General features: G+C 61.7%; 20 protein-coding genes. 10 read left to right on the top strand and 10 right to left on the bottom strand.

Going from position 1 to position 23,272, the window contains the following annotated elements:
* Positions 1-69: 69 nt before the first annotated feature.
* The 4 genes from CE_RS10430 to sucB all read right to left on the bottom strand — a co-directional run bounded on the left by CE_RS10430 (position 70) and on the right by sucB (position 4,795).
* The gene (locus CE_RS10430; protein ID WP_006768104.1) at positions 70-852 is read right to left on the bottom strand and encodes a DUF4191 domain-containing protein; all 783 of its coding nucleotides are present in this window, start codon (positions 850-852) and stop codon (positions 70-72) included.
* A 181-nt stretch (positions 853-1,033) separates the two neighbouring features.
* Positions 1,034-2,080, bottom strand: a complete 1,047-nt coding sequence (locus CE_RS10425; protein WP_011075761.1) for a lipoyl synthase — start codon at positions 2,078-2,080, stop codon at positions 1,034-1,036.
* A gap of 141 nt (positions 2,081-2,221) precedes the next feature.
* Positions 2,222-2,977 carry a lipoyl(octanoyl) transferase LipB gene (gene lipB / locus CE_RS10420; protein WP_006768102.1) on the bottom strand — a complete coding sequence of 252 codons (756 nt, stop codon included), beginning with the start codon at positions 2,975-2,977 and terminating at the stop codon, positions 2,222-2,224.
* A gap of 114 nt (positions 2,978-3,091) precedes the next feature.
* Positions 3,092-4,795: a 2-oxoglutarate dehydrogenase, E2 component, dihydrolipoamide succinyltransferase gene (gene sucB, locus CE_RS10415; protein WP_011075759.1), complete on the bottom strand. Its 1,704-nt coding sequence runs from the start codon at positions 4,793-4,795 to the stop codon at positions 3,092-3,094.
* A gap of 127 nt (positions 4,796-4,922) precedes the next feature.
* On the opposite strand from sucB, the gene CE_RS10410 reads away from it, so the two are divergent.
* Positions 4,923-5,318: a hypothetical protein gene (locus tag CE_RS10410; RefSeq protein ID WP_035108854.1), complete on the top strand. Its 396-nt coding sequence runs from the start codon at positions 4,923-4,925 to the stop codon at positions 5,316-5,318.
* Between the two features lie 6 nt (positions 5,319-5,324).
* On the opposite strand, the gene CE_RS10405 is transcribed toward CE_RS10410, so the two are convergent.
* Positions 5,325-6,875: a leucyl aminopeptidase gene (locus CE_RS10405; protein ID WP_081447215.1), complete on the bottom strand. Its 1,551-nt coding sequence runs from the start codon at positions 6,873-6,875 to the stop codon at positions 5,325-5,327.
* Between the two features lie 176 nt (positions 6,876-7,051).
* Here CE_RS10405 and CE_RS10400 point away from each other — a divergent pair, with 176 nt between their 5' ends.
* Together CE_RS10400 and CE_RS10395 are read left to right on the top strand one after the other, a co-directional pair.
* Positions 7,052-8,155, top strand: coding sequence for a branched-chain amino acid aminotransferase (locus tag CE_RS10400; RefSeq protein ID WP_006768097.1), 1,104 nt, complete (start codon positions 7,052-7,054; stop codon positions 8,153-8,155).
* 135 nt (positions 8,156-8,290) lie between these two features.
* Complete coding sequence (locus tag CE_RS10395; RefSeq protein WP_173362575.1) at positions 8,291-9,007, top strand: SDR family NAD(P)-dependent oxidoreductase; 717 nt, start codon at positions 8,291-8,293, stop codon at positions 9,005-9,007.
* 356 nt (positions 9,008-9,363) lie between these two features.
* Here the strand turns inward: CE_RS10395 and CE_RS10390 are convergent, their stop codons facing one another.
* The 4 genes from CE_RS10390 to CE_RS10375 are packed head-to-tail and all read right to left on the bottom strand — an operon-like array spanning position 9,364 to position 12,614.
* A complete protein-coding gene (locus CE_RS10390; RefSeq protein ID WP_006768095.1) occupies positions 9,364-10,191 on the bottom strand; it encodes an adenosylcobinamide-GDP ribazoletransferase in 828 nt (275 codons plus the stop codon).
* Positions 10,192-11,295 (bottom strand): nicotinate-nucleotide--dimethylbenzimidazole phosphoribosyltransferase, encoded by a 1,104-nt coding sequence (gene cobT / locus CE_RS10385; RefSeq protein ID WP_006768094.1) that lies wholly within the window; start codon positions 11,293-11,295, stop codon positions 10,192-10,194.
* A gap of 34 nt (positions 11,296-11,329) precedes the next feature.
* Positions 11,330-11,860, bottom strand: a complete 531-nt coding sequence (locus CE_RS10380; RefSeq protein WP_011075754.1) for a bifunctional adenosylcobinamide kinase/adenosylcobinamide-phosphate guanylyltransferase — start codon at positions 11,858-11,860, stop codon at positions 11,330-11,332.
* Positions 11,861-11,864: 4 nt separating this feature from the next.
* Positions 11,865-12,614, bottom strand: a complete 750-nt coding sequence (locus tag CE_RS10375; RefSeq protein WP_006768092.1) for a DUF3043 domain-containing protein — start codon at positions 12,612-12,614, stop codon at positions 11,865-11,867.
* Between the two features lie 304 nt (positions 12,615-12,918).
* On the opposite strand from CE_RS10375, the gene CE_RS10370 reads away from it, so the two are divergent.
* Entirely contained in the window at positions 12,919-13,263 is a 345-nt protein-coding gene (locus CE_RS10370) for a HesB/IscA family protein (RefSeq protein WP_035108853.1), read from the top strand.
* Between the two features lie 159 nt (positions 13,264-13,422).
* On the opposite strand, the gene asnB is transcribed toward CE_RS10370, so the two are convergent.
* Positions 13,423-15,345: an asparagine synthase (glutamine-hydrolyzing) gene (asnB, locus tag CE_RS10365; RefSeq protein ID WP_006768090.1), complete on the bottom strand. Its 1,923-nt coding sequence runs from the start codon at positions 15,343-15,345 to the stop codon at positions 13,423-13,425.
* A gap of 562 nt (positions 15,346-15,907) precedes the next feature.
* Between asnB and CE_RS10360 the strand changes: the two genes are divergently transcribed.
* The 6 genes from CE_RS10360 (at position 15,908) to CE_RS10335 (ending at position 22,633) form a co-directional block, all read left to right on the top strand.
* Complete coding sequence (locus tag CE_RS10360; RefSeq protein WP_035108852.1) at positions 15,908-16,987, top strand: aa3-type cytochrome oxidase subunit II; 1,080 nt, start codon at positions 15,908-15,910, stop codon at positions 16,985-16,987.
* Positions 16,988-17,004: 17 nt separating this feature from the next.
* The gene (locus tag CE_RS10355; protein ID WP_006768088.1) at positions 17,005-17,436 is read left to right on the top strand and encodes an aa3-type cytochrome oxidase subunit IV; all 432 of its coding nucleotides are present in this window, start codon (positions 17,005-17,007) and stop codon (positions 17,434-17,436) included.
* Between the two features lie 760 nt (positions 17,437-18,196).
* Positions 18,197-18,814 carry an aa3-type cytochrome oxidase subunit III gene (locus CE_RS10350; protein WP_143758457.1) on the top strand — a complete coding sequence of 206 codons (618 nt, stop codon included), beginning with the start codon at positions 18,197-18,199 and terminating at the stop codon, positions 18,812-18,814.
* An 83-nt stretch (positions 18,815-18,897) separates the two neighbouring features.
* Positions 18,898-19,788: a cytochrome bc1 complex diheme cytochrome c subunit gene (locus tag CE_RS10345; RefSeq protein WP_006768085.1), complete on the top strand. Its 891-nt coding sequence runs from the start codon at positions 18,898-18,900 to the stop codon at positions 19,786-19,788.
* Positions 19,785-21,011 (top strand): cytochrome bc1 complex Rieske iron-sulfur subunit, encoded by a 1,227-nt coding sequence (locus tag CE_RS10340; protein WP_006768084.1) that lies wholly within the window; start codon positions 19,785-19,787, stop codon positions 21,009-21,011. Before CE_RS10345 ends, CE_RS10340 begins: the two co-directional genes overlap by 4 nt.
* The gene (locus CE_RS10335) at positions 21,008-22,633 is read left to right on the top strand and encodes a cytochrome bc1 complex cytochrome b subunit (protein WP_011075748.1); all 1,626 of its coding nucleotides are present in this window, start codon (positions 21,008-21,010) and stop codon (positions 22,631-22,633) included. Before CE_RS10340 ends, CE_RS10335 begins: the two co-directional genes overlap by 4 nt.
* The last annotated feature ends 639 nt before the right edge of the window (positions 22,634-23,272 follow it).

The following is a 23,272-nucleotide window of genomic DNA, read 5'->3' as shown; positions in this document are numbered from 1 at the left end:
AAAAGGGGTGCACCCCCTTCACGGAGGTGCACCCCTCACATCACGGCGCGGACGCGGAGGCGACGAGCCTTACTGCTCGCCCTTACGTTCAGCCTGACGGCGCGCACGACGGTTCATACCGGACATCTTCGCGCCCTTGGGCAGCGGACCCTTGGGCAGGGCCGCACCCGGGCCGGAGCCGATGTGGTCCATGGCCTCGATGCGGGCGGCGAGGGCGGCCACCTCATTCTTCTTGTAGTTTCGCGGCAGCTTCACCAGCTCACGCTGCAGCTTGCCGATGGGCACCTCACCCTCACCGGTGCCCGTGATGATCTCATAGACCGGGACACCCGGTGCGACGCGGTTGAGTCGCTTGCGCTGCTGGGCCATCAGCGGCTTGAGGCGGTGCGCGGCACCCTCACCGACGAGGACAACACCGGACAACCCGACAACACGGTGCACAGCATCCATCTGGGTGGTCATCGCCACGGCGGTCTTGGTGCGCCAGGTCATGCCCACACCAGACCGGAGGTTCTCCACAGCCCAACCGGCGGCACCGGCCTGGCCCTCAGCACGTTTGAACACATCGCGCTCCACGCGACGGGTGAAGATGAACATCGCCGCCAGGACACCGGCGATGATGCCGATGGGGAGCATCCACCACTGCCCATCCCAGAGCATGCCCAGGAGGAACAGGATCAGGGGGATACCGAGGACAGCCAGCAGCATGAGGGGGATAAGAGCCTTATCCTGCTTGCGCTGCATATTGAAGACCTGCCACATCTGTGAGCGGGTCTCCTTGCGGCGCGCCCTCTTCGCTGCCGCCACTTCCTTCTTGGCGGCCTTCGCCGCCTGCTTCTTCGCGTCTGCCATGCCCTCAACAATAGGTGATCTAGCCGACCATTCGAAAATGACATGCGTATTACCACGAGCTGGCAAGGCGCTGGCAATGGCAGGGCGGGTACCCAGGTGAGTGGGCCCAGCGCACGAAAACTCCCCCGCGGGTGATCAGGTGGATCATCCACGGGGGAGGTGCACGGGGTGCAGGCGGTGACTAACCGCGGGGGATCACGGGCGCATCCTCGGAGGCACCGTAGCGCTCCAGCAGCGAGGAAGCCTCCTGCGTGGTCGGGCCCTCGGTGGTCTCAGCCAGGTGGGAGAGGTTGGCGGGCAGCTCCTCACCGCGGAACTTCAGTGCCTGGGCGTAGAGCTTGCCGGCACGGTAGGACGAGCGCACCAGGGGACCGGACATGACCGCTGCAAAACCGATCTCATAGGCCTCATCGGAGAGCTCGAGGAACTCCTCCGGCTTCACCCAACGCTCAATGGGGTGGAAGAGCGGTCCGGGACGCAGGTACTGGGTGATGGTGATGATGTCGGTGCCGGCGGAGTGCAGATCGCGGAGAGCCTCGGAGATCTCCTCACGGGTCTCACCCATGCCCAGGATCAGGTTGGACTTGGTGACCAGACCGAAGTCCCGGGCCTGACGGATGACATCCAGGGAACGGTCGTAGCGGAACGCCGGGCGGATCCGTTTGAAGATACGGGGGACGGTCTCCAGGTTGTGGGCGAAGACCTCCGGACGGGATTCGAAGACCTCCTGCAGGAGATCCCTCTTGCCGGAGAAATCCGGAACCAGATTCTCCACACCGGTGTTGGGGTTGAGCTCGTGGATCTTGCGGACCACCTCGGAATAGAGCCAGGCACCCTCATCCGGGAGATCATCACGGGTCACACCGGTGATGGTGGAGTAGTTCAGACGCATCTCGCGCACCGACTCCGCGACACGGAGGGGCTCACCACGATCGAGGGGTTCCGGACGAGCCGAGTTGATCATGCAGAAATCACAACGACGTGAGCAGTTGGCCCCACCGATGAGGAAGGTGGCCTCGCGGGATTCCCAGCACTCGTGGATGTTGGGGCAACCGGCCTCCTGACACACGGTGTGGAGGGAGGCACCTGCGACGCGCTCCTTCATGTCCTTGTACTCAGGGCCGTTCTTGACCTGGTTTCTGATCCACCGGGGCTTGGTCTCGATCGGGGTCTGGGAGTTCCGGGCCTCGACGCGGAGCATACGACGCCCCTCAGGTGCGATAGTCACAAAAGTAACCTAACTTCTCTCAAATGTCTGATGGGTGTTATGGGTTCTAAAAGTGATGGGCCCGGGGGACGCGGAACCGCGCTGGGGCCATCAGGGCTTAACCAATTCCAACGTCACCGTGTGGAATGGGCATTCCCGGGGCTACCCCCGTTTGGGAAGCGCCCTGGTGGGATCGGGCGCGCTGGCGAAACTGTGATCAGCCACGGTCAACCGGCCTGCGAATGCGTCATCCAGATCCGAGATGAGCGGATCCACCAGTTCCGTGGTGGGGACATCGCGCCCGAGCTCCCGGGACAGGGTGGTCAGACCGGCATCTTCAATGCCACATGCGATGATGTGGTCGTAGAATTCCAGTGTGTTATTACAGTTCAGGGCAAGACCGTGCATGGTCACCCCACGGGTGACACGGATCCCCAGTGCCGCGACCTTGGAATCCGGATAACCATCATGCGCCGGCACCCACACCCCGGACCGGCCATCCACCCGGCCGGCCTCCGGCACCCCGAAGGTACGCACGGTCTGAATCAGGGCCTCCTCGAGTCGACGGACATAGTCCACGACATCAATGGGCTCAGCCAGCTTGATGATGGGGTACATGACCAGCTGGCCGGGGCCGTGCCACGTGATCCGTCCACCCCTGTCCACCTCGATCACCGGCAGGCCATTGGTGGGCAGATCCTCCGGCTGGGTGCGTTTACCGGCGGTGTAGACCGACGGGTGCTCCAGCACGAGGATCTGATCGGCGATCTCATCCCGGGCACGTTGCTCCGCGAGGGAGGCCTGGAGGTCCCAGGAATCCCGGTAATCAACGGTGCCGAGGTGCTGGACCTCGATGGGGTCATCTGATGCCCGGATGGAGCGATCGGCCGGGAAGAAGGGGGCACGTGGTGCAGTCATGATGGATTCCACCCTACCCGGTGGGGATGGTGTGACATCAAAAAGCCGCCGACCCCAGGTGGGGCCAGCGGCTGTCTGAATCAGCTACTCACGGAACTGATGGGATGAAGCGGTTTAGAGCTCCAGATCGCCTTCGAAGTTGGCGGTCTCCAGGCGGTCCTTGATGGTGGTCATGAAGCGACCGGCATCGGCACCGTCCACGACCTGGTGGTCGTAGGTCAGTGGCAGGTGGACCATCTGACGGATGGCGATCGAATCGATGCCGTCCTCGGTGATGACCACCGGGCGCTTGACGATAGCACCGGTGCCCAGGATTCCGGCCTGCGGCGGAATCAGGATCGGGGTGTCGGACAGTGCACCCTCGGAACCGATGTTGGTGATGGTGAAGGTGCCACCCGACAGATCGTTCGGCTTCAGCTTGTTGTTGCGTGCACGATCAGCCAGATCCACGATCGCCTTGGCGATCTCCGGCAGGGACAGATCCTGCGCATTGTGGATGACCGGGGTGAGCAGACCAGCTGGGGTATCCACCGCGATGGACATGTTCACGGAGGCGTGGTAGGTCATCTCCTTGGTCTCGGCGTTGTAGGACGCGTTGACGTTCGGGTGGGCGACGAGTGCCTCAACCACAGCCTTGACGAAGAACGGCAGGTAGGTGAGGTTGACACCGTGCTTCTCCTGGAAGGCTGGCTTGTTGCTCTTACGCAGTTCAGCGACACGGGTCATGTCGACCTCGTGCAGCTGGGTCAGCTGAGCGGAGATCTGCAGGGCCTCAACGGTCTTGCGTGCGGTGATCTCACGGATGCGGTTGACCTTCTGGGTGGTGCCACGCAGCTTGGCCTTCTCCGGATCCACGGACTTGGTGGATGCGGCGGAGGCGGGGGCTGCAGATGCTGCCTCCTTCTCGGCTGGTGCGGACTCACCGGATGCGGCAGCCAGGACATCCTGCTTACGGATGCGACCACCGATACCGGTGCCCTTCACCGAGTTGAGGTCCACGCCGTGCTTCTCAGCCAGCTTGCGCACCAGCGGGGTGACGTACGGGACGTTGTCGGTGTTGGTCTTCTGCGGGGCGGCCTTCGGCTCAGACTTCTTCTCAGCCTTCTCCGCCTTCGGCTCGTCCTGCTCGACCTTCTTGGCTTCGTCCTTGGTCACGTCGGGAGTTTCCTCCACCGGAGCCTCGTTCTGCGCCGGGGCTTCCTCCTCGGCGGGTGCGTCCTCGGCGGGTGCTGCGTTGGCGTCGCCGATGCGGGCGATGACTGCTCCGACGTCGACGGTGTCGTCTTCCTCGGCGAGGATCTCAACGATGGTGCCGGCGACCGGGGAGGGGATCTCGGTGTCGACCTTGTCGGTGGAGACCTCCAGCAGTGGCTCGTCGACCTCGATGGTGTCGCCGACGGCCTTCAGCCACTGGGTGATGGTGCCTTCGGTGACGGATTCGCCGAGTTCCGGCATTTCCACATCGGTGGCGGCGCCGGAGGAGGCAGGTGCCTGCTTCTTCGGCTCCTCCTTGGGTGCTTCCTCGGCAGGAGCCTCCTCCTGCTCAGCAGGTGCCTCGGTGCTCTCTGCGCCCTCCTCACCCTCCTCGCCGATGATGGCGATGATTCCACCGACATCAACGGTGTCATCCTCTTCTGCCTTAATCTCAAGGATCACGCCGGCCACCGGGGAGGGGATCTCGGTGTCGACCTTGTCGGTGGAGACCTCGAGCAGTGGCTCGTCAACCTCGACAGTGTCGCCCACGGCCTTCAGCCACTGGGTAATCGTGCCTTCGGTTACTGATTCGCCCAGCTCGGGCATCTCTACGGAGAACGCCATTATTTAAGACTCCTCGCAAGTCATGTCGTTAAATCGGAAACTAATACCCAAAGAATACCGACTACTATTGCCGAGTGGGGACTTTGGGTCATTTGAGGCATTTGGGTTGCCCCCTACAATTGATTGTGTGTTCAACTTATTCGGCCGGAAAAAGCCTCGATCCAATCTGCGTCCCGCCCGTGGCCCCGGGGAAACGGTGCGCCCCGAGGACCTTGCATTCCTGAAGGAATGGGTCCGGGACAAGCCATTTGTTGAGGCTTTTATCGAACCGGAGACGCTGGTCAATGAGATGTCTGTGGTGCTTGTCGACGCCAGCGGCAACTTCGTCCGCCGTCGGATCGGGGGGCCGAAGGGCATCGATGTGATCATCAAGAAACTCGGTGTCCCGGTGTACGACGTGGAGGAAACCGGTTACCCCCAGCGGATGCGCGAGCGGATTGAATATGAACGCATCCTGCGCAAGCGTGAAGAGCAGAAAGCCCGCCGCGAGAAGTTCGAACGCGGCGAGCATCCCGGCTTCTGAGGCCGCCTAGCGCTCAGCGATATCCTGCAGAACCTGAATGAAGGTACGCACCGGCTGCCCGGTTGCCCGCTTGGGGGTGTAACCATACGGCGAGGCGGTGTTGTAGGCGGGGCCCGCGATATCCACGTGTGCCCATTCGATGCCCTCACCGACGAACTCCTGCAGGTAACGACCAGCCGCTGCCATTCCTGCGAAGCGGGAGTTGGTGACATTGCGCAGGTCGGCGACGGGGGATTTGATCTCCTCGTCGAGTTCCTCCGGCAGAGGCATCGCCCAGGCCTGCTCACCGACGGAGCGGCCGGTGGTGGCCACGGTGTCGCGGAACTCATCGGTGCCCATCACACCGGAGGTGCGCAGCCCCAGGGAGACCAGCTGCGCTCCGGTGAGGGTGGCGGCGTCGATGAGGTAATCGGGGTTATCCTTCGAGGCCAGTGCCATGGCGTCCGCCAGGATCAGACGACCCTCGGCATCGGTGTTGAGGATCTCCGAGGTCAGGCCACCGTAATGGGTGATCACATCACCCGGGCGGAACGCATCCCCGGAGGGCATGTTCTCCGCCATCGGGATGGTGGCGGTGATATTGACCTTCAGGTTGAGACGGGCCGCGGCGATGATCGTGGCGATCATGGCGGCGGAACCACCCATGTCGGAGATCATGTTGTCCATGTTCGCACCGGGCTTGAGGGAGATACCACCGGTGTCGAAGGTGACACCCTTGCCCACCAGCGCGACATGCTTCGAGGCCTTGCGGTGCTTCCAGGTCAGACGCAGCAGGCGCGGTTTGCGGGATGAACCGTTGCCCACGGCCAGGATGCCGCCGAACCCGTCGGTGGCCAGCTGATTCTCATCGAGGATCTCCGTCTTGAGCCCGTACCGGGAGGCCTCGTTGGCGGCGATGACCGCATAGGACTCGGGGTAGAGGTGCGAGGACGGGGTGTTGACCAGATCACGGGCCAGAACCACGGCATCAACGGTGATCTGGGCCGCGACGAACTCATCCTTGTCACCACCGATGAAGTGGACGGTCAGGGGCTTGTCGACGCCCTCCTCCGCAGCATCATCCCCCGCCCTGCGCAGTCCCTTGAAGGAGTAGGAACCCAGGCCGAAACCGGTCACAGCCGCCGACAGTCCGAGTTCGCCGATGGTGGTCGCGACATTCTCGAAGCCGGACAGTGACCTGGCGACGGTGCCGGTGGCGCGGCGGAGTTTTTCGTCGTCAAGCTCCTCGGCCGAGCCGAGACCCACGGCGACGACCGGCGCGACATCCTCGACGCCCGGCACGCGGGTGATCTCATTGGCCTTACCCTTCGCACCGACAGCCTCAAGCTGCCTGAGGATGGCCGACTGCTGCTTATTGGTGAAGATGGCATTGAGCTGGTTGCCGCCGGCGAGCTGCGGGGAATCCCCCTCGCCGGTGAACAGTGCCACGACCACCGCATCGATGTTCTTGGGGAGTTTCTTGTCCAGCTTGAGCTCAGCGACCCGACCACGGACCGGCAGGGTGGCATCCCTGGACACCTTGGTTGGCGCTGCGGTGCTGACGGCGTTCTTGGCCATAAACGTAACAATTCCTCTCATGGGGAGCGGGAGGGGACACATGGGTGGCGCCCCCGGATTTCTATGCTCCCAGCCTAGCCATAATCCCGTTACCTGAGACGACACCGCCTGTGAACCCGCCTGCATTGAGAGACCATCTGCTGAAGCTAGTCGGCAGCCGGTGTAACTTAAACAGCATGACGTCTATTGAGTTCACTGTGACCCGTACCGAAAACCCGACGTCACCCGATCGCCTGAAGGAAATTCTTACCGCCCCGAAATTCGGTAAGTTCTTCACCGACCACATGGTGACCATCGACTGGACTGAGGACGGCGGCTGGCACAACGCCCAGGTAGTTCCCTACGCCCCCATCCCGATGGATCCCGCAACCACGGTATTCCACTACGGACAGGCCATCTTCGAGGGCATCAAGGCCTACCGCCACGCAGACGGCACCATCAAAACCTTCCGCCCGGAGGAGAACGCCCTGCGTATGCAGCGTTCCGCCGCTCGCATGGCCATGCCGGAACTCCCCGTCGAGACGTTCATCAAATCCCTTGAACTGCTCGTCGACATCGACCAGGACTGGGTCCCGGCCGCCGGTGGGGAAGCATCCCTCTATCTGCGTCCCTTCATGATCTCCACCGAGGTGTCCCTGGGTGTCAGCCCCGCGAACGCCTACAAGTTCATCGTCATCGCCTCCCCGGTGGCCGCGTACTTCTCCGGTGGCATCAAGCCGGTGTCGGTCTGGCTCAGCGAGGATTATGTCCGCGCCGCCCCCGGTGGCACCGGAGCCGCGAAATTCGCCGGCAACTACGCCGCCTCCCTCCTCGCCCAGGCCCAGGCCCAGGAGAAGGGGTGCGACCAGGTGGTCTGGCTCGATGCGATCGAACACCGCTACATCGAGGAGATGGGCGGCATGAACCTCGGTTTCATCTACCGCAACGGTGACAACGTGAAGTTGGTGACCCCGGAACTGTCCGGATCGCTGCTGCCGGGCATCACCCGTGATTCACTCCTGCAGGTCGCCCGCGATCTCGGTTATGAGGTTGAGGAACGACGCATCAGCACCACCGAATGGGAGGAGGACGCCACCTCCGGTGCCATGGCCGAGGCATTCGCCTGCGGCACCGCAGCCGTGATCACCCCGGTGGGCACCGTCAAGTCCAACCACGGCGAATTCGTGGTCAACAACAACGAGGCCGGCGAGATCACCATGAAACTGCGTGAAACCCTCACCGGCATCCAGCAGGGCAAGGTCGACGACACCCACGACTGGTTGTACACGCTGGTGAAATAGGCTCGTTTCAGCTGCTACACCCCGCACGGAACTGGTCGCTGGACCGGATCCGCACGGGGTTTCTTTCATTCTGTGAAGTGGGATGACGGGGCGTTTGAGCATCTCGGGTGCCCTGTGCATGGCATCCTTGTGAACATGACTGACACCACACAGAAAATCGCACTTGTCACCGGAGCCTCCAGTGGAATCGGGGAGGCCTCCGCCCGCGCCCTGGCCGCCGACGGCTGGAAGGTCAACGTGGCCGCCCGCCGCGTTGAGCGTCTGGAGAAACTCGCCGAGGAGATCGGGGGAGTGGCGCACCATCTGGATGTCACCTCCGATGACTCCGTGGCGGCGCTCGCGGAGGCGGTGGGTCCGATCGATCTCCTGGTCAACAATGCCGGCGGGGCGAAGGGACTGGACAGCATCCGGGATGCGAAGCTGGAGGACTGGCAGTGGATGTATGACACCAACGTGCTGGGCACCCTCCGGGTTACCCGCGCCTTCATGGATTTCCTGTCTGAGCGTGACGGCCTGATCATCAACATCGGTTCCGTCGCCGGGCACATCCCCTATGCCGGTGGTGCGGGATACAACGCGGCCAAGCATGGTGTCGCCGCCATGAGCCGGGTGCTGCGCCTGGAAACCCATCAGCAGCCGCTGCGTGTCACCGAGATCGATCCGGGTCGTGTGGATACCGAGGAATTCTCACTGGTCCGTTTCAAGGGTGATGCGGAACGCGCACGGGCGGTCTATGAGGATGTGCTCAACCTCTCGGCGGGGGATATCGCCGAGGCCGTCCGGTGGGTGGCGAGCCTGCCGAGCCACGTCAATATCGACACCATGAGGGTCACCCCGCGCGATCAGGTTTAACTGCATGGCCGCAGTCGCGTTTCAAACGGTTGAACACGCCCGGATGGTCTGGTCTGTGGGGAAGTGCGTTTCAGGGGCGCAGATGCCAAACTGGGGCGATTGATTTCCTCAGGTTGCGCTGAGGTGTTCTCCCCGAATGTCGTGCCGTGCGACTATTCCACCACAGCACCGTACAACGGTGGGCGATGTGGGCGGATATTCACGTTTGGGTACCCGCTGGATGTGACTATCCGCCCTCAGCCCCCCGGCAGGCGCCTCGGTTGTGGGTGAATAATCGAACTACCGGCAGGACCCACCGTATTCGCCCATCATGAGCCTGGCAAAGGCATGGGAATCTGCCCTGGCCTGAGACCTGTTCAGCCGGTCATCCCCGCCACAGCAACCGCGCAGAACACCGCAACCACTGCCGCGCTGAGGTGGATGCCCGCTCCGATGCAGTCGCCGTTGACTCCACCGAAACGCCGCGAGACATGTCGTCCGGCGCTTTCAGACACCACGCAGGCAATGATTCCCGCCGCCGGAACGATCCACACCACTGCTGGACCGGCTGCCCACACGGCCACCCCGCCTGCCGTCACACCGAGCGCCACCAGCCATGCCGCCACCCACCACAGCCTCACCGTGCCCACCACCATCGCCCCGAACCCGGTGGGGGACAGTGGTGTGCGACCGACCCGGGCCATGATCTGCCCACCCAGTCGACTGAGCGCGGGAATGAAACAGACCAGCCATCCAGCCTTCCCCTCGACCAGTGCTGCCACCGCCGTGACCTGCACCAACAGGGAGAACAGCACAGCGCTGAAACCCATGAGTCCGGTGTGGGGGTCTGCCAGGATCTCCCGTGCGCGTTCCGGGGCCGCGTAGGAACCGAGGGCGTCGGCGACATCCGCCAGCCCGTCCAGATGCATCATGCGGTTGAGCAGTTCCCACATGATCACCACCAGCACCGCGGTCAACAGGGGCGTCACTCCGAGAACGCCGAGCAGTCCCAGGAGAACTGCTGTCAAGACCCCGAACACCACACCCACCACCGGCAGTGATGCCATCACCCGTGCACCGGTGATCCGGTCGAAGGTGGTCGCACCGCGGATGGGGAGCACGCTGAGCCAGTTCAGGGCGGTGGTGACCCCCTCGGTGAGTGCGGGGCCGTGGTCACCGTCGGTGACGTGGGCCTTGCCGGACATCTAGACGGTCGGGTCGGACGCGACGGTGCCCGCCGACGCCCCGCTATCAGCACTGTTATCCGCACCGTCCGCCCTGTCAACACCGGCATCATTCATGGTGCTCATGTCAATCATCAGATCCACGGCTGTTTTCACCAGGGGCAGGGCTGCGGCGGCACCGCTGCCCTCACCCAGGCGCATGCCCAGGTCCACCAGGGGGGTCAGACCGAGGGCATCCAGTGCGATGGGGTGGGCCGGTTCGGGGGAGCGGTGGCCGGCGATGAACCACCGGCGGGCACCGGGGGCCAGTTTGTTGGCCAGCAGGGCTGCGGCGGTGACCACGGCGCCGTCGAGGATGACCGGTGTGCGTCTCACCGCGGCCTGCGCGATGAAGGCTGCCATGGCGGTCAGGTCGGGGGAGGAGATCATCCGGGCGACGGTGATGGGGTCCTGGCGCAGCGTGCGGACGCGGAACATGGCATCCCGGACGGCTGTGACCTTGCGTTTCCAGCCCTCATCGTCAATGCCGGTGCCGCGTCCGACCACCACGACCGGTTCGGCGAGGGTGAAGGTGCCGATCAGTGCCGCCGCCGGGGTGGTGTTGCCGATGCCGAGGTCTCCCGGGATGAGGATGTCGGCGCCGGAGTCGATCTCCTGGTCCGCGATCCGGATGCCGATCTGTAGTGCCTGCAGCACCTCCTCCCCGGTCATGGCGTCCTCGATGTCAATGGACCCGCAGGAACGGCGCACCCGTTCCGGGCCTGTCGCCTCGTGGTCGAGGGAGATGTCAGCAACACGGACCGATGCTCCCGCCGCCCGGGCGAGCACGTTGATTGCGGCGCCACCGTCGAGCATGCTCTGCGCCATCTGCAGGCTCACCGACGCCGGATAGGCGGACACCCCCCGGGCTGCCACTCCGTGGTCACCGGCGAAGACAACGATGCGCGGACGATCCAGGCGCCTCGGGGGAACCTGGCCCTGACAGGCGGCGATGAAACAACCGACGTCCTCCAGTCGCGACAGGGAGCCAGCTGGTTTGACCAGGGTGTTCTGATACTCCCGGGCATCCGCCAGCACCTGCTGGTCGGGAAACTCCACACGCGCAAACAGTTCTGCCGGAACCATCACACCATCCTCAAAAATTATTGCCCACAGCCGATCACAACGGTTTCAACTCTAGTGGCAGCCCGGCGACCACGAGCACCACCCTCTCGCAAACCGTGGCCAGCCGCTGATTGAGGGTGCCGATCCGATCGCGGAACAACCGTCCGGAACGGTGCTCGGGGATCACCGCCATACCCACCTCAGGTGTGACGATCACGAGGTTTCCGCCGCTGTAGGTTGCCACCGCGTCGACAAGCGCGTCCATCTCCGCGGTGAGACCGGGGTGGTCGTGCTCCCACGCGGGTGTCCCGCAGGTGTCGGTGACGTGGGTGAGCCAGGTGCCGAGGTCGTCGACAAGCATCGTTGCGGACGTGGGTTCCCGCAGAAGCGTGACGACGTCGCGCCTGTCCTCAGTGGTCCAGCCCGCCGGGCGGCGTGCGACGTGCGCGGCGATCCGTGCCGCGAAATCCTCATCCCCGGGCCACGGACGTGCGGTGGCGACATACACAACGGGGCCAGGTCCGGCGATCTCCTCCGCGAAGACGGATTTGCCGGACCTGGCCCCACCGAGCACCAGTGTGCGCACGGTGCTAGACGTCGGCGCCGAGTTCGACGCGCGGGCGTGGGGTGCGCCACTTGCGCGGCTGCACCGCACGGGAATAGGAGTAGTAACCCAGGCCGAAACCGGTTTCGGTGGTCTCTGGGAAGCGGGCGCGGACCGCCTTGTTGACACGACGGCCGATGCTGATGCCCTCCACCAGGAAGACCAACATCAGCAGCATCGCAAACGTGGAGGCGGTGGCGGCGAACTCCGGGAAGAAATTACCCACCAGCATGATCACCAGCAGTGCGATAGCCACCGGCATCACGAAGTTGGAGACGAAGCGGCGCGCATCCACCCAGTCACGGGCGTAACGACGGACCTCACCCTTGTCGCGGTCCATGAGGAAGGCCTCCTCACCGCGGTCCATGGCGGCCTGCTGTTCGCGCTGACGCTTCAGGCGTTCCTCGCGTTCGCGCTGCTTGTAGGCCTTGTACTCCTCCTTGGACATGGAGGCCTTCATTTCCTTGCGCTTCTGCCGGGCCTGGCTGTAGGTATCCGACGGTGCCAGCGATTGGCCCCCGATGATGCCACGCTCCAACTCGACGTCCCGGCGCTTCGGCGTGGGGCGTCCCTTGGGTGGGGTGTAACCCTTGGGGAGCTTCTGCTCCACGGCCTCGGCGGGGGCGGACTCGCCTCGGTCGGCCGGTGCGGGGGAGGCAGTGTTCCCTGCATCCCCTGCATCCCCTGCGTCCCCTGCCCCGGATGACTGCTTGTTTTTATCCCACGGAAGTTTCACACACCATAGGCTACAAGGAAATGTGGTGAATCCGGGAATAGGGGTGTCCCGGGTGCTGTTGAACCATGGCAAGGACCGTTGTTGATGGCCCTGTCACTATCGCAGCAATAATTTAATACGGAAATGTTCTCATTTACTCCTCCCCGTATGGTGGGTATCCTGGGAGCATTCCAGCTTCCCTGGGGTGGGCTGCATATATCGAATGCGATGTACGGCAGTGTCCCAGGCCAGGGGAGTAGACTGCATGCCAACGAAGATGTTCCGACCCACCCGAGGGGTCGAAGAGTTTAAGGAGACTACAGCGATGACCGCTCCATCCACCAACACCGGCGTAATCCTGACCGACGCGGCCGCCGCCAAGGCCAAGGCGCTCATTGACCAGGAGGGTCGAGATGACCTTGCCCTGCGCATCGCAGTTCAGCCAGGCGGCTGTTCCGGTCTGCGTTACCAGCTCTACTTCGATGACCGCACCCTGGACGGTGATAAAGAGGATGTTGTCGGAGGTGTCCGTCTCGTCGTGGACAAGATGAGCACCCCGTACCTGCTCGGCGCCCAGATCGACTTCTCGGACACCATCGAGGCCCAGGGTTTCACCATCGACAACCCGAATGCCGGCTCCTCCTGTGCCTGCGGTGACTCTTTCAACTAGGGCATTGATGCCCTCCGGCCACCGGCATCTGTCGGTTGCCTGAGGGAGTGGGTACGCCAAAACACCGCCTCCACATCCCGGCGTCGAGCCCGGGTGGGGAGGCGGTGTTTTTCTGACCCCACCTGGTGGGATACGGGGGCTGTTCTGCAGCGTCCGGGATTAGAGCTCGACGGGGTAGTCGCGCTGCTCGATCTGCGGATCGATGCGGTTTTCCACGAAGATGCCGTGCCAGACCATGAACGCCAGGACGGTCCACAGGCGACGAGAATGATCCGAGACACCGGCGCGGTGCTCATTCAGCATCTCCAGAACAGCCTTCTTGTTGAAGATCTCATCCGTCTGGGATTCATTGATGGTGTCCTGTGCCCATCCGAAGAGCTCATCGCCGGCGAGCCAGTGGCGCATGGGCACCGGGAAGCCGAGCTTCTTGCGGTGCAGCACATGGGGCGGGACGATCTGTTCCATGGCCTTGCGCAGGGCGTACTTGGTGGTGCCATTGGCGATCTTGAGGTCATAGGGGATGGTCTCAGCGACTTTGAACACCTCCTTGTCCAGGAAGGGCACACGCAGTTCGAGTGAGTTGGCCATGTTGATCTTGTCCGCCTTGACCAGGATGTCACCACGCATCCAGGTGAACAGGTCCAGGTGCTGCATCCGGGCGACCGGATCCATATCACGGGACTGGGCGTAGATGGGGGCGGTGACCTCCCGGTGATCCCATTCGCGGCGGGCCCAGGGGATGACGCGCTGCATCTGCTCGAAGTTGAAGGAACGGGCATTGCCGTAATAGCGCTCCTCCATGGTCATGGATCCACGCTCGAGCAGGGATTTGCCCTTCATGCCCTCGGGGAGAACACGGCTGAGCCTGCCCAGACCCCGGCGCAGCGGAGTCGGGATCTTCTCGAACGGGGCGAGGGAGAGCGGTTCCCTGTAGATGGTGTAACCGCCGAACAGCTCGTCCGCACCCTCACCTGACAGCACCACCTTGACGTGTTTACGTGCCTCCGCGGCGACGAAGTAGAGGGGCACCAGGGACGGATCGGCGACCGGGTCGTCCAGGTACCACATGATCTTCGGGATGGCGTTGGCGTATTCCTCGGGGGAGACGATCTTGACGATGTGCTCCACACCGATCGCTGCGGCGGATTCCGCGGCAACATCCACCTCGGAGTACCCTTCGCGTTCGAATCCGGTGGTGAAGGTCAGCAGGTTCGGGTTGTGGCGCTTGGCCAGCGTGGCGATGGCGGTGGAGTCGATGCCTCCAGAGAGGAAGGAACCGACGGTGACGTCAGCGCGCATGTGCTTTTCGACGGAATCCTCCAGCACACGGGCGATCCGATCAAAGAGATCCTGCTCCCTGCCCTTGGGGACGGACTTCACCGGGAAGCGCGGGGTGAAATAACGCTTCTCGACGAGCTCCCCACCCGGAATGATGGTGGCGGTGCACCCGGACTCCAGCCTGCGGATCCCCGTGTGGAGTGTCTCCGGCTCCGGGACATACTGCAGGTCCACATAGTGCTCAATGGCGCGACGATCAAGGCTGAGGTCTAGATTCAGCTCCTCCGCCATCTCCAGGATGGCTTTCTTCTCGGAGGAGAACACGGTGCCCACCCCGGTGGTGGCGTAGAACAACGGCTTGATGCCGAACTGATCACGCGCCAGGAACAGCGAACGGTCCACCGTATCCCAGATGGCGATCGCGAACATACCCCGGAGGTGATTGACCACATCGGCACCCCAGTGGTGGAAACCGACCATGATCGGCTCGCCGTCGCCTTCTGTCTCGAATGCGTAACCGAGGGCGGTGAGCTCCTCCCGCAGCTCGATGTAGTTGTAGATCTCGCCATTGAATGTCATGGCATAACGTTCCGGTTCGCCCTCGGGTCCCCAGCGCAATGGCTGGTGGGAATGGGCGATGTCGATGATGGCCAGGCGGTTGAAACCGAACGCCAGATCCCCGTCCTGCCAGGTGCCGGCTTCATCGGGACCGCGGTGATGCAGACAGGGCAGAGCCCGTTGTAAGGCAGGGACGTAGTCAGCTGCATTCCCGTTGGCTGACAAGATGCCTAGAAGGCCGCACATGGGTAATTGTCCTCCTGAAGAAGAGTTTGCACCTTATTAATAGGGCCCGTCTCGGCGTGACGATCCGGACCGGTGCATGGTGATCAACCCACCCAACGATACGGGGGAGTCGACAAGGGTGTGAAACTGGCTCACCGAAAAAGCCTGTGAATTGAATGGCAACCCGGGCAGCAGGTTCCATGCTGAAGCCCACCCGGGGAAGGCCCAGCCGGATGAGGGGGTTCAGGCTTGAGCCTCGGGGAGAAACCGCACCAAAGATGCAGTACGGGAGGGGCACCCGCGAAGGAGGTGGGGGTAACGACAGGCGGATTTCAAGGGCAACCGAAAGATTGATGGTATGTGACGTAGGCTACAAGGTGTGAAGGTTGTTTGTGTGACCAACACGTAAAAACCATGGTGTCCCTGCAGTTGAACGTCATTTGGGGCCTGATAGGCCAGCGTTTCCGCGAATCGCACGCGGGAAACTGAAGATATGGAAACGGCTGGCAAATAGGCTATTCTGCGTAGATAGAAATGACCGTAAGGTCTCTGGTTTTTGTGTGGACAGGAAGGCAGAACACACGTGGAACAGCAAAACAAGCGTGGTTTGAAGCGCAAGGCTCTGCTCGGCGGTGTCTTGGGCTCAGGTGGCCTCGCCATGGCAGGGTGTGAGGTTTCCCCACCCGGTGGCATGATCGGCGATTTTCTTCGTATGGGTTGGCCATCAGGTATCACCCCTGAGGCAGTGTCCATGGGCAACTTCTGGTCATGGGTCTGGGTTGCTGCCTGGATCATCGGCATCATCATGTGGGGGCTCATGCTCACCGCAATCTTCTCCTGGAACGCCAAGAAGGCCGAGAAGCGCGGTGAGGGTGAATTCCCGAAGCAGCTGCAGTACAACGTCCCACTTGAGCTTGTGCTGACCATTGTTCCGATCATCATCGTCATGGTGCTGTTCTTCTTCACTGTTCAGACCCAGGACAGGGTCACCGCACTGGACAAGAACCCCGAGGTCACCGTCAACGTGACCGCCTACCAGTGGAACTGGAAGTTCGGTTATGGCGAGCTCGCACCTGAGTTCGCTCCGGCGGGCGGCGACTACGACGGTGTTGATGAGGCACGTCAGGCGAGCGCCGAGGCATCCAAGATCGACCCCTCCGGCAACAACCCGATCCACGGTAACTCCAAGAAGGATATGTCCTACCTTCACTTCAACCAGATCGAGACCCTCGGCACCACCGATGAGGTTCCGGTCCTGGTGCTCCCCACCAACACCCCGATCGAATTCAACCTGGCATCCGCTGACGTTGCGCACTCCTTCTGGGTCCCGGAATTCCTCTTCAAGCGTGACCTCTACGCCCACCCTGAGGCCAACAAGTCCCAGCGCGTCTTCCAGATCGATGAGATTTTCGAAGAGGGTGCATTCGTCGGCCGCTGTGCTGAGATGTGCGGTACCTACCACGCGATGATGAACTTCGAACTCCGCACCGTTGATCGTGAGACCTTCGCAGAGTACATCGCCTTCCGCGATGCCAACCCTGATGCAACCAACGCACAGGCTCTCGAGCACATCGGCGAAGCACCGTACGCCACCTCCACTGCACCATTCGTCTCCGATCGCACCGGAACCCGCGACGGCGAGAACTTCCAGACTCCCGCATAAGATAGGAAGAGCGAAAAATGAAGTCATCATCCAAGATCATGTATGGCCTGACCGTCTTCCTGGCGGCCATGGCTGTGATCTACATCTTCGGAACTATGTATGTCGATGACCGGGGATCGGTCATGGGTCTCGAATGGGTTGGCGCCACCGCACTGGTTCTCTCCACTGCCCTCACCCTGATGCTCGGTGTCTACATCCACATCACTGAGCGTCGCACCGATGTTCTTCCCGAGGACTGGGAAGAGGCGGAGGTTGCCGACAAGGCCGGCACCCTCGGATTCTTCTCCCCGGGTTCCATCTGGCCAGCCGCCATGTCCGGTGCTGTGGGTCTGCTCGGATTCGGTATCATCTTCATGCACTACTGGCTGATCCTGGTCGGTGCTCTCGCACTCACTTACACCATTGCGAAGCTCAACTTCCAGTACGGTGTGCCGAGGGAGAAGCACTAGCACCAGCCGCCTGAGCGAGGCCTCGCCACTCTGGCTTATGTCCAACAGCTATGGGCCCGGAATGAGTTATTCATTCCGGGCCCACAGCTGTTTCATTTTTAAGTCGGGGTTCCCCATGAAAGCTCACAAGGGGATGAACCAGCTGAGCCTACGTTTGATCACGCTGACGTAAATGGGATGGTGCGGTCATCAGTCGTGGATGGGGTGCAGATCCGGTCCGCTCTGGGGTTGGCGAGATTCGGGTCGATGATTCCCGGGGAATCAATGGAGTGGCGGGCGGCTGCGGAGTATTTCCGTAGTTGGGTACCGTGGCCCGGTGATCGGCATCCGGCAGGCGAAGACGTCGGGCATGCAGGGTGAGGGTGGGGGAGTGGACCTGGGTGTCTCAGGCGTTCACTGGCGATAAGCTGCTGAAACGCCCATAAACGGGGGTCAACCGAAAGTTGCAACCGGCCCGGATAAAGCGCTTTTTCGGCTGTGACTTGTCTCTCACGCATTTTCCTGCGAAACGGGGGATGGGTCGTCTCATGTCACGTAGCGGAGCCAAAAGTGGCCCTCCCGTCACGTTTCGGGGCGCATTGCGAACCAAATGACCTGCAATTATGTATTAGTCGTATCCGGGGGCCGTTTAGTTCCCGGGGGAGGTGAAAATTTTCGGGAACAACCGTGCTGAAAAGGCCAGAAAAACGGGGTTCAAACTTTCAATTGAAACGGGGGGCATGAAGTGACTTTGCCTTTTCGACCGGCCATACTAGAAGGCGTGACGAGCGCAGTTGGAAATACAGGTATGGCAGCACCACAACGTGTTGCGGCACTGAACCGTCCGAATATGGTCAGTGTCGGCACCATTGTGTTCCTGTCTCAGGAATTAATGTTCTTCGCCGGGCTTTTCGCGATGTACTTCGTGTCCCGGGCGAACGGATTGGCAAACGGCTCATGGGCTGAGCAGACGGATTACCTCAATGTGCCTTACGCACTCGCAATTACGGTAATCCTGGTCTCATCCTCCGTTACTTGCCAGTTCGGAGTCTTTGCGGCTGAAAGGGGTGACGTTTACGGTCTCCGCAAGTGGTTCTTGATCACGATCATCCTCGGCTCAATCTTCGTGATTGGTCAGGCTTACGAGTATTTCACTCTGGTTGGTCATGGTCTCTCCATCCAGAGCAGCGTCTATGGATCCGCGTTCTACATCACGACCGGCTTCCACGCCGCTCACGTGATCGCGGGTGTCATCGCATTCGTGGTTGTTCTGATGAGGATCCAGAAAGCGAAGTTCACGCCGGCTCAGGCAACCGCGGCAATGGTGGTGTCCTACTACTGGCACTTCGTTGACGTGGTCTGGATCGGCCTCTTCATCACGATCTATTTCATTCAGTAGGCCCCAGGGTCCCAGGTTAGAAGGATTCTCTGAAGCCTGATGACCCGAAGCCCTTCACTTCCACAGTCGAGATTCAAAGGGAAATGATGGAAACCAATCCGCAGACCTCCGAGGGAGCCGGCAAGGCTCAGTCCTCGGCCAAGAAGGTCAAGAATCGCCGTAAACTACGGCGCACAGTCGCTGGTGCGATGGCTCTGACCATCGGCCTGAGCGGTGCTGGAATCCTCGCGACAGCGATCACTCCAGATGCGCAGATCGCGACTGCCCAGCGAGATGATCAGGCACTGATCGCAGAGGGTAAAGACCTCTACGATGTCGCCTGCATCACCTGCCACGGCATGAACCTGCAGGGTGTTCAGGACCGCGGTCCTTCACTCATCGGTGTCGGCGAGGGCGCAGTGTACTTCCAGGTTCACTCCGGCCGCATGCCGATGCAGCGCAACGAAGCGCAGGCATCCCGTAAGACCCCTCGTTACACGGAGGCTCAGACCCTCGCCATCGCCGCATACGTCGCTGCCAATGGTGGCGGTCCCGGCCTCGTCTACAACGAGGACGGCACCCTCGCCATGGAGGAACTGCGTGGATCCAACTTCGACGGTCAGATCGACCCACTCGACGTTTCCCGCGGTGGCGACCTCTTCCGCCTCAACTGCGCTTCCTGCCATAACTTCACCGGCCGTGGTGGCGCACTGTCTTCCGGTAAGTACGCTCCGGTTCTGGACCCTGCCAACGAGCAGGAGATCTACCAGGCCATGCTGACCGGTCCGCAGAACATGCCTAAGTTCTCTGATCGTCAGCTCTCTGCGGATGAGAAGAAGGACATCATCGCCTTCATCAAGTCGACCAAGGAAACCCCAAGCCCGGGTGGTTACTCGCTCGGCGGCCTCGGCCCGGTTTCTGAAGGTCTGTTCATGTGGGGCATCGGCATCATGGTTCTTATCGCTGCCGCTATGTGGATTGGATCCCGTTCATGAGTAATAACACGAATAAGCAGTACACCACCCAGGAACTGAACTCCATGAGCAATGATGATCTTGCTCGCCTGGGCACTGAATTGGATGACGTCACCATTGCCTACCGCAAGGAGCGTTTCCCGGTAGCCAATGATCCGGCGGAGAAGCGCGCTGCACGTTCCGTGGGTATCTGGGCAGCTCTGGGTATCCTCGGTGGCATCGGCTTCCTGATCACCTACATCTTCTGGCCATGGGAGTACCAGGGCCACGGCGATGATGGCCTGATGTGGTACACCCTGTACACCCCGATGCTGGGTATCACCTCCGGTCTGTGCATCATCTCCCTGGGTATTGCCGGCGTTCTCTACGTCAAGAAGTTCATCCCCGAGGAGATCGCGGTTCAGCGTCGTCACGATGGTCCTTCCGAGGAAGTCGACCGTCGCACCCTCGTCGCTCTGCTCAATGATTCCTGGCAGACCTCCACCCTCGGTCGTCGTAAGGTCCTCCAGGGCCTGCTCGCCGGCGGTGCAGTGATGGCAGGTCTGACCATCGTGGCCCCGCTCGGTGGCATGATCAAGAACCCGTGGCGTCCACAGGATGGCCCGATGGATGTCATGGGTGACGGCACCCTCTGGACCTCCGGTTGGACCCTCCAGGAGCAGGGCGTCAAGCTCTACCTCGGTCGTGACACCGGAGCCATCGCCGAGTCCCACACCGGCGAGTCCGGTCAGCACTGGATCACCACCGGTGTGTCCCGTCTGGTTCGTATGCGTCCGGAGGATCTGGCCGCTGCGTCCATGGAGACCGTCTTCCCACTGCCTGCGGAAGATGTCAACGATGGCGATCTCTACGATCCCCAGCGCGACGTCTACACCAACCACATGCACTCGATCCACGGCCCACGTAACGCAGTCATGCTGATCCGTCTGCGCACCGCTGACGCGGAGAGGGTTATCGAGCGCGAAGGCCAGGAGTCCTTCCACTACGGCGATTACTACGCTTACTCCAAGATCTGCACGCACATCGGTTGCCCGACCTCACTGTATGAGGCCCAGACCAACCGCATTCTGTGCCCGTGCCACCAGTCGCAGTTCGACGCACTGCACTACGGCAAGCCGGTTTTCGGACCTGCTGCACGTGCGCTGCCACAGCTGCCGATCACTGTTGACGAAGAGGGCTATCTCATCGCCGACGGCAACTTCATCGAGCCACTCGGCCCGGCATTCTGGGAGCGTAAGTCATGAGTAACAAACTAGCTACAGTGGGAAACAATCTTGATTCTCGCTACACCATGGCCGGTGGTATCCGCCGCCAGATTAATAAGGTCTTCCCGACCCACTGGTCCTTCCTCCTGGGTGAGATCGCTCTCTACAGCTTCATCATCCTGATCCTGACCGGTGTCTACCTGACGCTGTTCTTCGATCCTTCGATCACCAAGGTCATCTACGACGGTGCCTACCTCCCCCTCAACGGTGTGGAGATGTCCCGTGCCTACATGACCGCTCTCGATATCTCCTTCGAGGTCCGTGGTGGACTGTTCGTACGTCAGATGCACCACTGGGCTGCGCTGATGTTCGTGGTCTCCATGATGGTCCACATGATGCGCATCTTCTTCACCGGTGCGTTCCGTCGCCCGCGTGAAGCCAACTGGGTCATTGGTGTCGTCCTCCTGATCCTGGGCATCGCTGAAGGCTTCATGGGTTACTCCCTGCCTGATGACCTGCTCTCCGGTGTCGGTCTGCGAATCATGTCCGCGATCATCGTGGGTCTGCCGATCATCGGTACCTGGATGCACTGGATGATCTTCGGTGGGGACTTCCCGTCGGACATCATGCTCGACCGTTTCTACATCGCGCACGTCCTGATCATCCCGGGCATCATCCTCGGCCTGATCGCCGCCCATCTAGCTCTGGTCTGGTACCAGAAGCACACCCAGTTCCCGGGTGCTGGCCGCACCGAGAACAACGTGATCGGCATCCGTATTATGCCGGTCTTCGCGGTCAAGTCCGTTGCCTTCGGAGCGATCACCCTCGGCTTCCTCTCCCTGCTTGCTGGTGTCACCACCATCAACGCGATCTGGAACCTGGGCCCGTACAACCCGTCTCAGGTCTCCGCTGGTTCCCAGCCGGATATCTACATGCTGTGGACAGATGGTGCGGCCCGTGTCATGCCGGCATGGGAGCTCTACTTCGGTAACTACACCGTTCCCGCTGTCTTCTGGGTTGCGATCATGCTGGGTATCCTCGTGGTCCTGCTCATCGCCTACCCGTGGATTGAGAAGAAGCTGACCGGTGACGATGCGCACCACAACCTGCTGCAGCGTCCTCGCGATGTGCCGGTCCGCACCTCCCTCGGTGTCATGGCACTGATCTTCTACATCCTCCTGACCATCTCGGGTGGTAACGATATCTGGGCATACCAGTTCGATGTGTCCCTGAATGCCATGACCTGGATCGGCCGTATCGGTCTGATCGTCTTCCCGGCCATCGGTTACTTTGTCACCTACCGTCTGTGCATCGGTCTGCAGCGCTCCGACCGTGAGGTTCTGGAGCATGGCATTGAGACCGGTGTGATCAAGCAGATGCCTAACGGCGCGTTCATTGAGGTCCACCAGCCACTCGGCCCGGTTGACGAGCACGGCCACCCAATCCCACTGCCATACAGTGGTGCGAAGGTGCCGAAGCAGCTCAACGAGCTCGGGTTCGCTGAAGTTGAGTCCCGTGGTGGATTCTTCGGACCAGATCCGGAGTCCGTCGCCACTAAGGCCAACGAAATCGCTCACGCCAATCACCTGGAGGAGGTAGCCACCCTGGCTGCCATCCAGGAGGAGAATCGTAAGCGTGACCAGGCGGAGGGACGGATTTAATTCCTTCCCCTCGTAGTTGAAGCCCCCGCAACAGCGGGGGCTTCTTGCGTTTGTGGGCAATGACAGGTCCACAGTGTGTGGGTGACCAATTCGGTGGGGCAGCGCTCCACACACCTACTCCCAGGCCCTCAGGTCGAGACCAAGACTGCCACAGCGTCATCGTCTGATGAGACCACCCTTGTTAGTCCTGGGCTGTATCTATGGTGGTCTGTTCGACGATGGGGTGGGACGGGGTGCGGCGGGGATGCGGCAGCAGGGTGCGGAAGCGTCCAGACCGCACTGGGGTGCCAGGATCGTGCTTCGGAACCGGTTGTATGCTCTGTCCCGGTGCAGTCGGTTCCGCACGCGTTCCCCAGAGTCGGTTCATCACCTTATATATAGGTCAGCCACCCGGTCGCGTTGAACGGACCTGCCGTCCGTGAGATCCCCCTCGCGCGGACGGGCCTGGGGTGTGAGCGGGGACCGGGTAGGGGGCGGGGTGGGGGATCAGTGCCGTGGGGCAGCTGACGACGCCTGACGCCCCCCACACAGGCAGTATCTGGCCGGGTCCACACCGTGCGTTACTAGATACCGCGGTGGGATGGTTGTGGACCCTGTAGGACGCGCTGAGCACTCTATCCGCCTGTCAGCTGTGGCATC

Source organism: Corynebacterium efficiens YS-314 (genome assembly GCF_000011305.1).
GTDB lineage: Bacteria > Actinomycetota > Actinomycetes > Mycobacteriales > Mycobacteriaceae > Corynebacterium > Corynebacterium efficiens.
The sequence above is the reverse complement of the archived record's forward strand: the minus strand, read 5'-3'. Positions and strand labels throughout refer to the sequence as shown.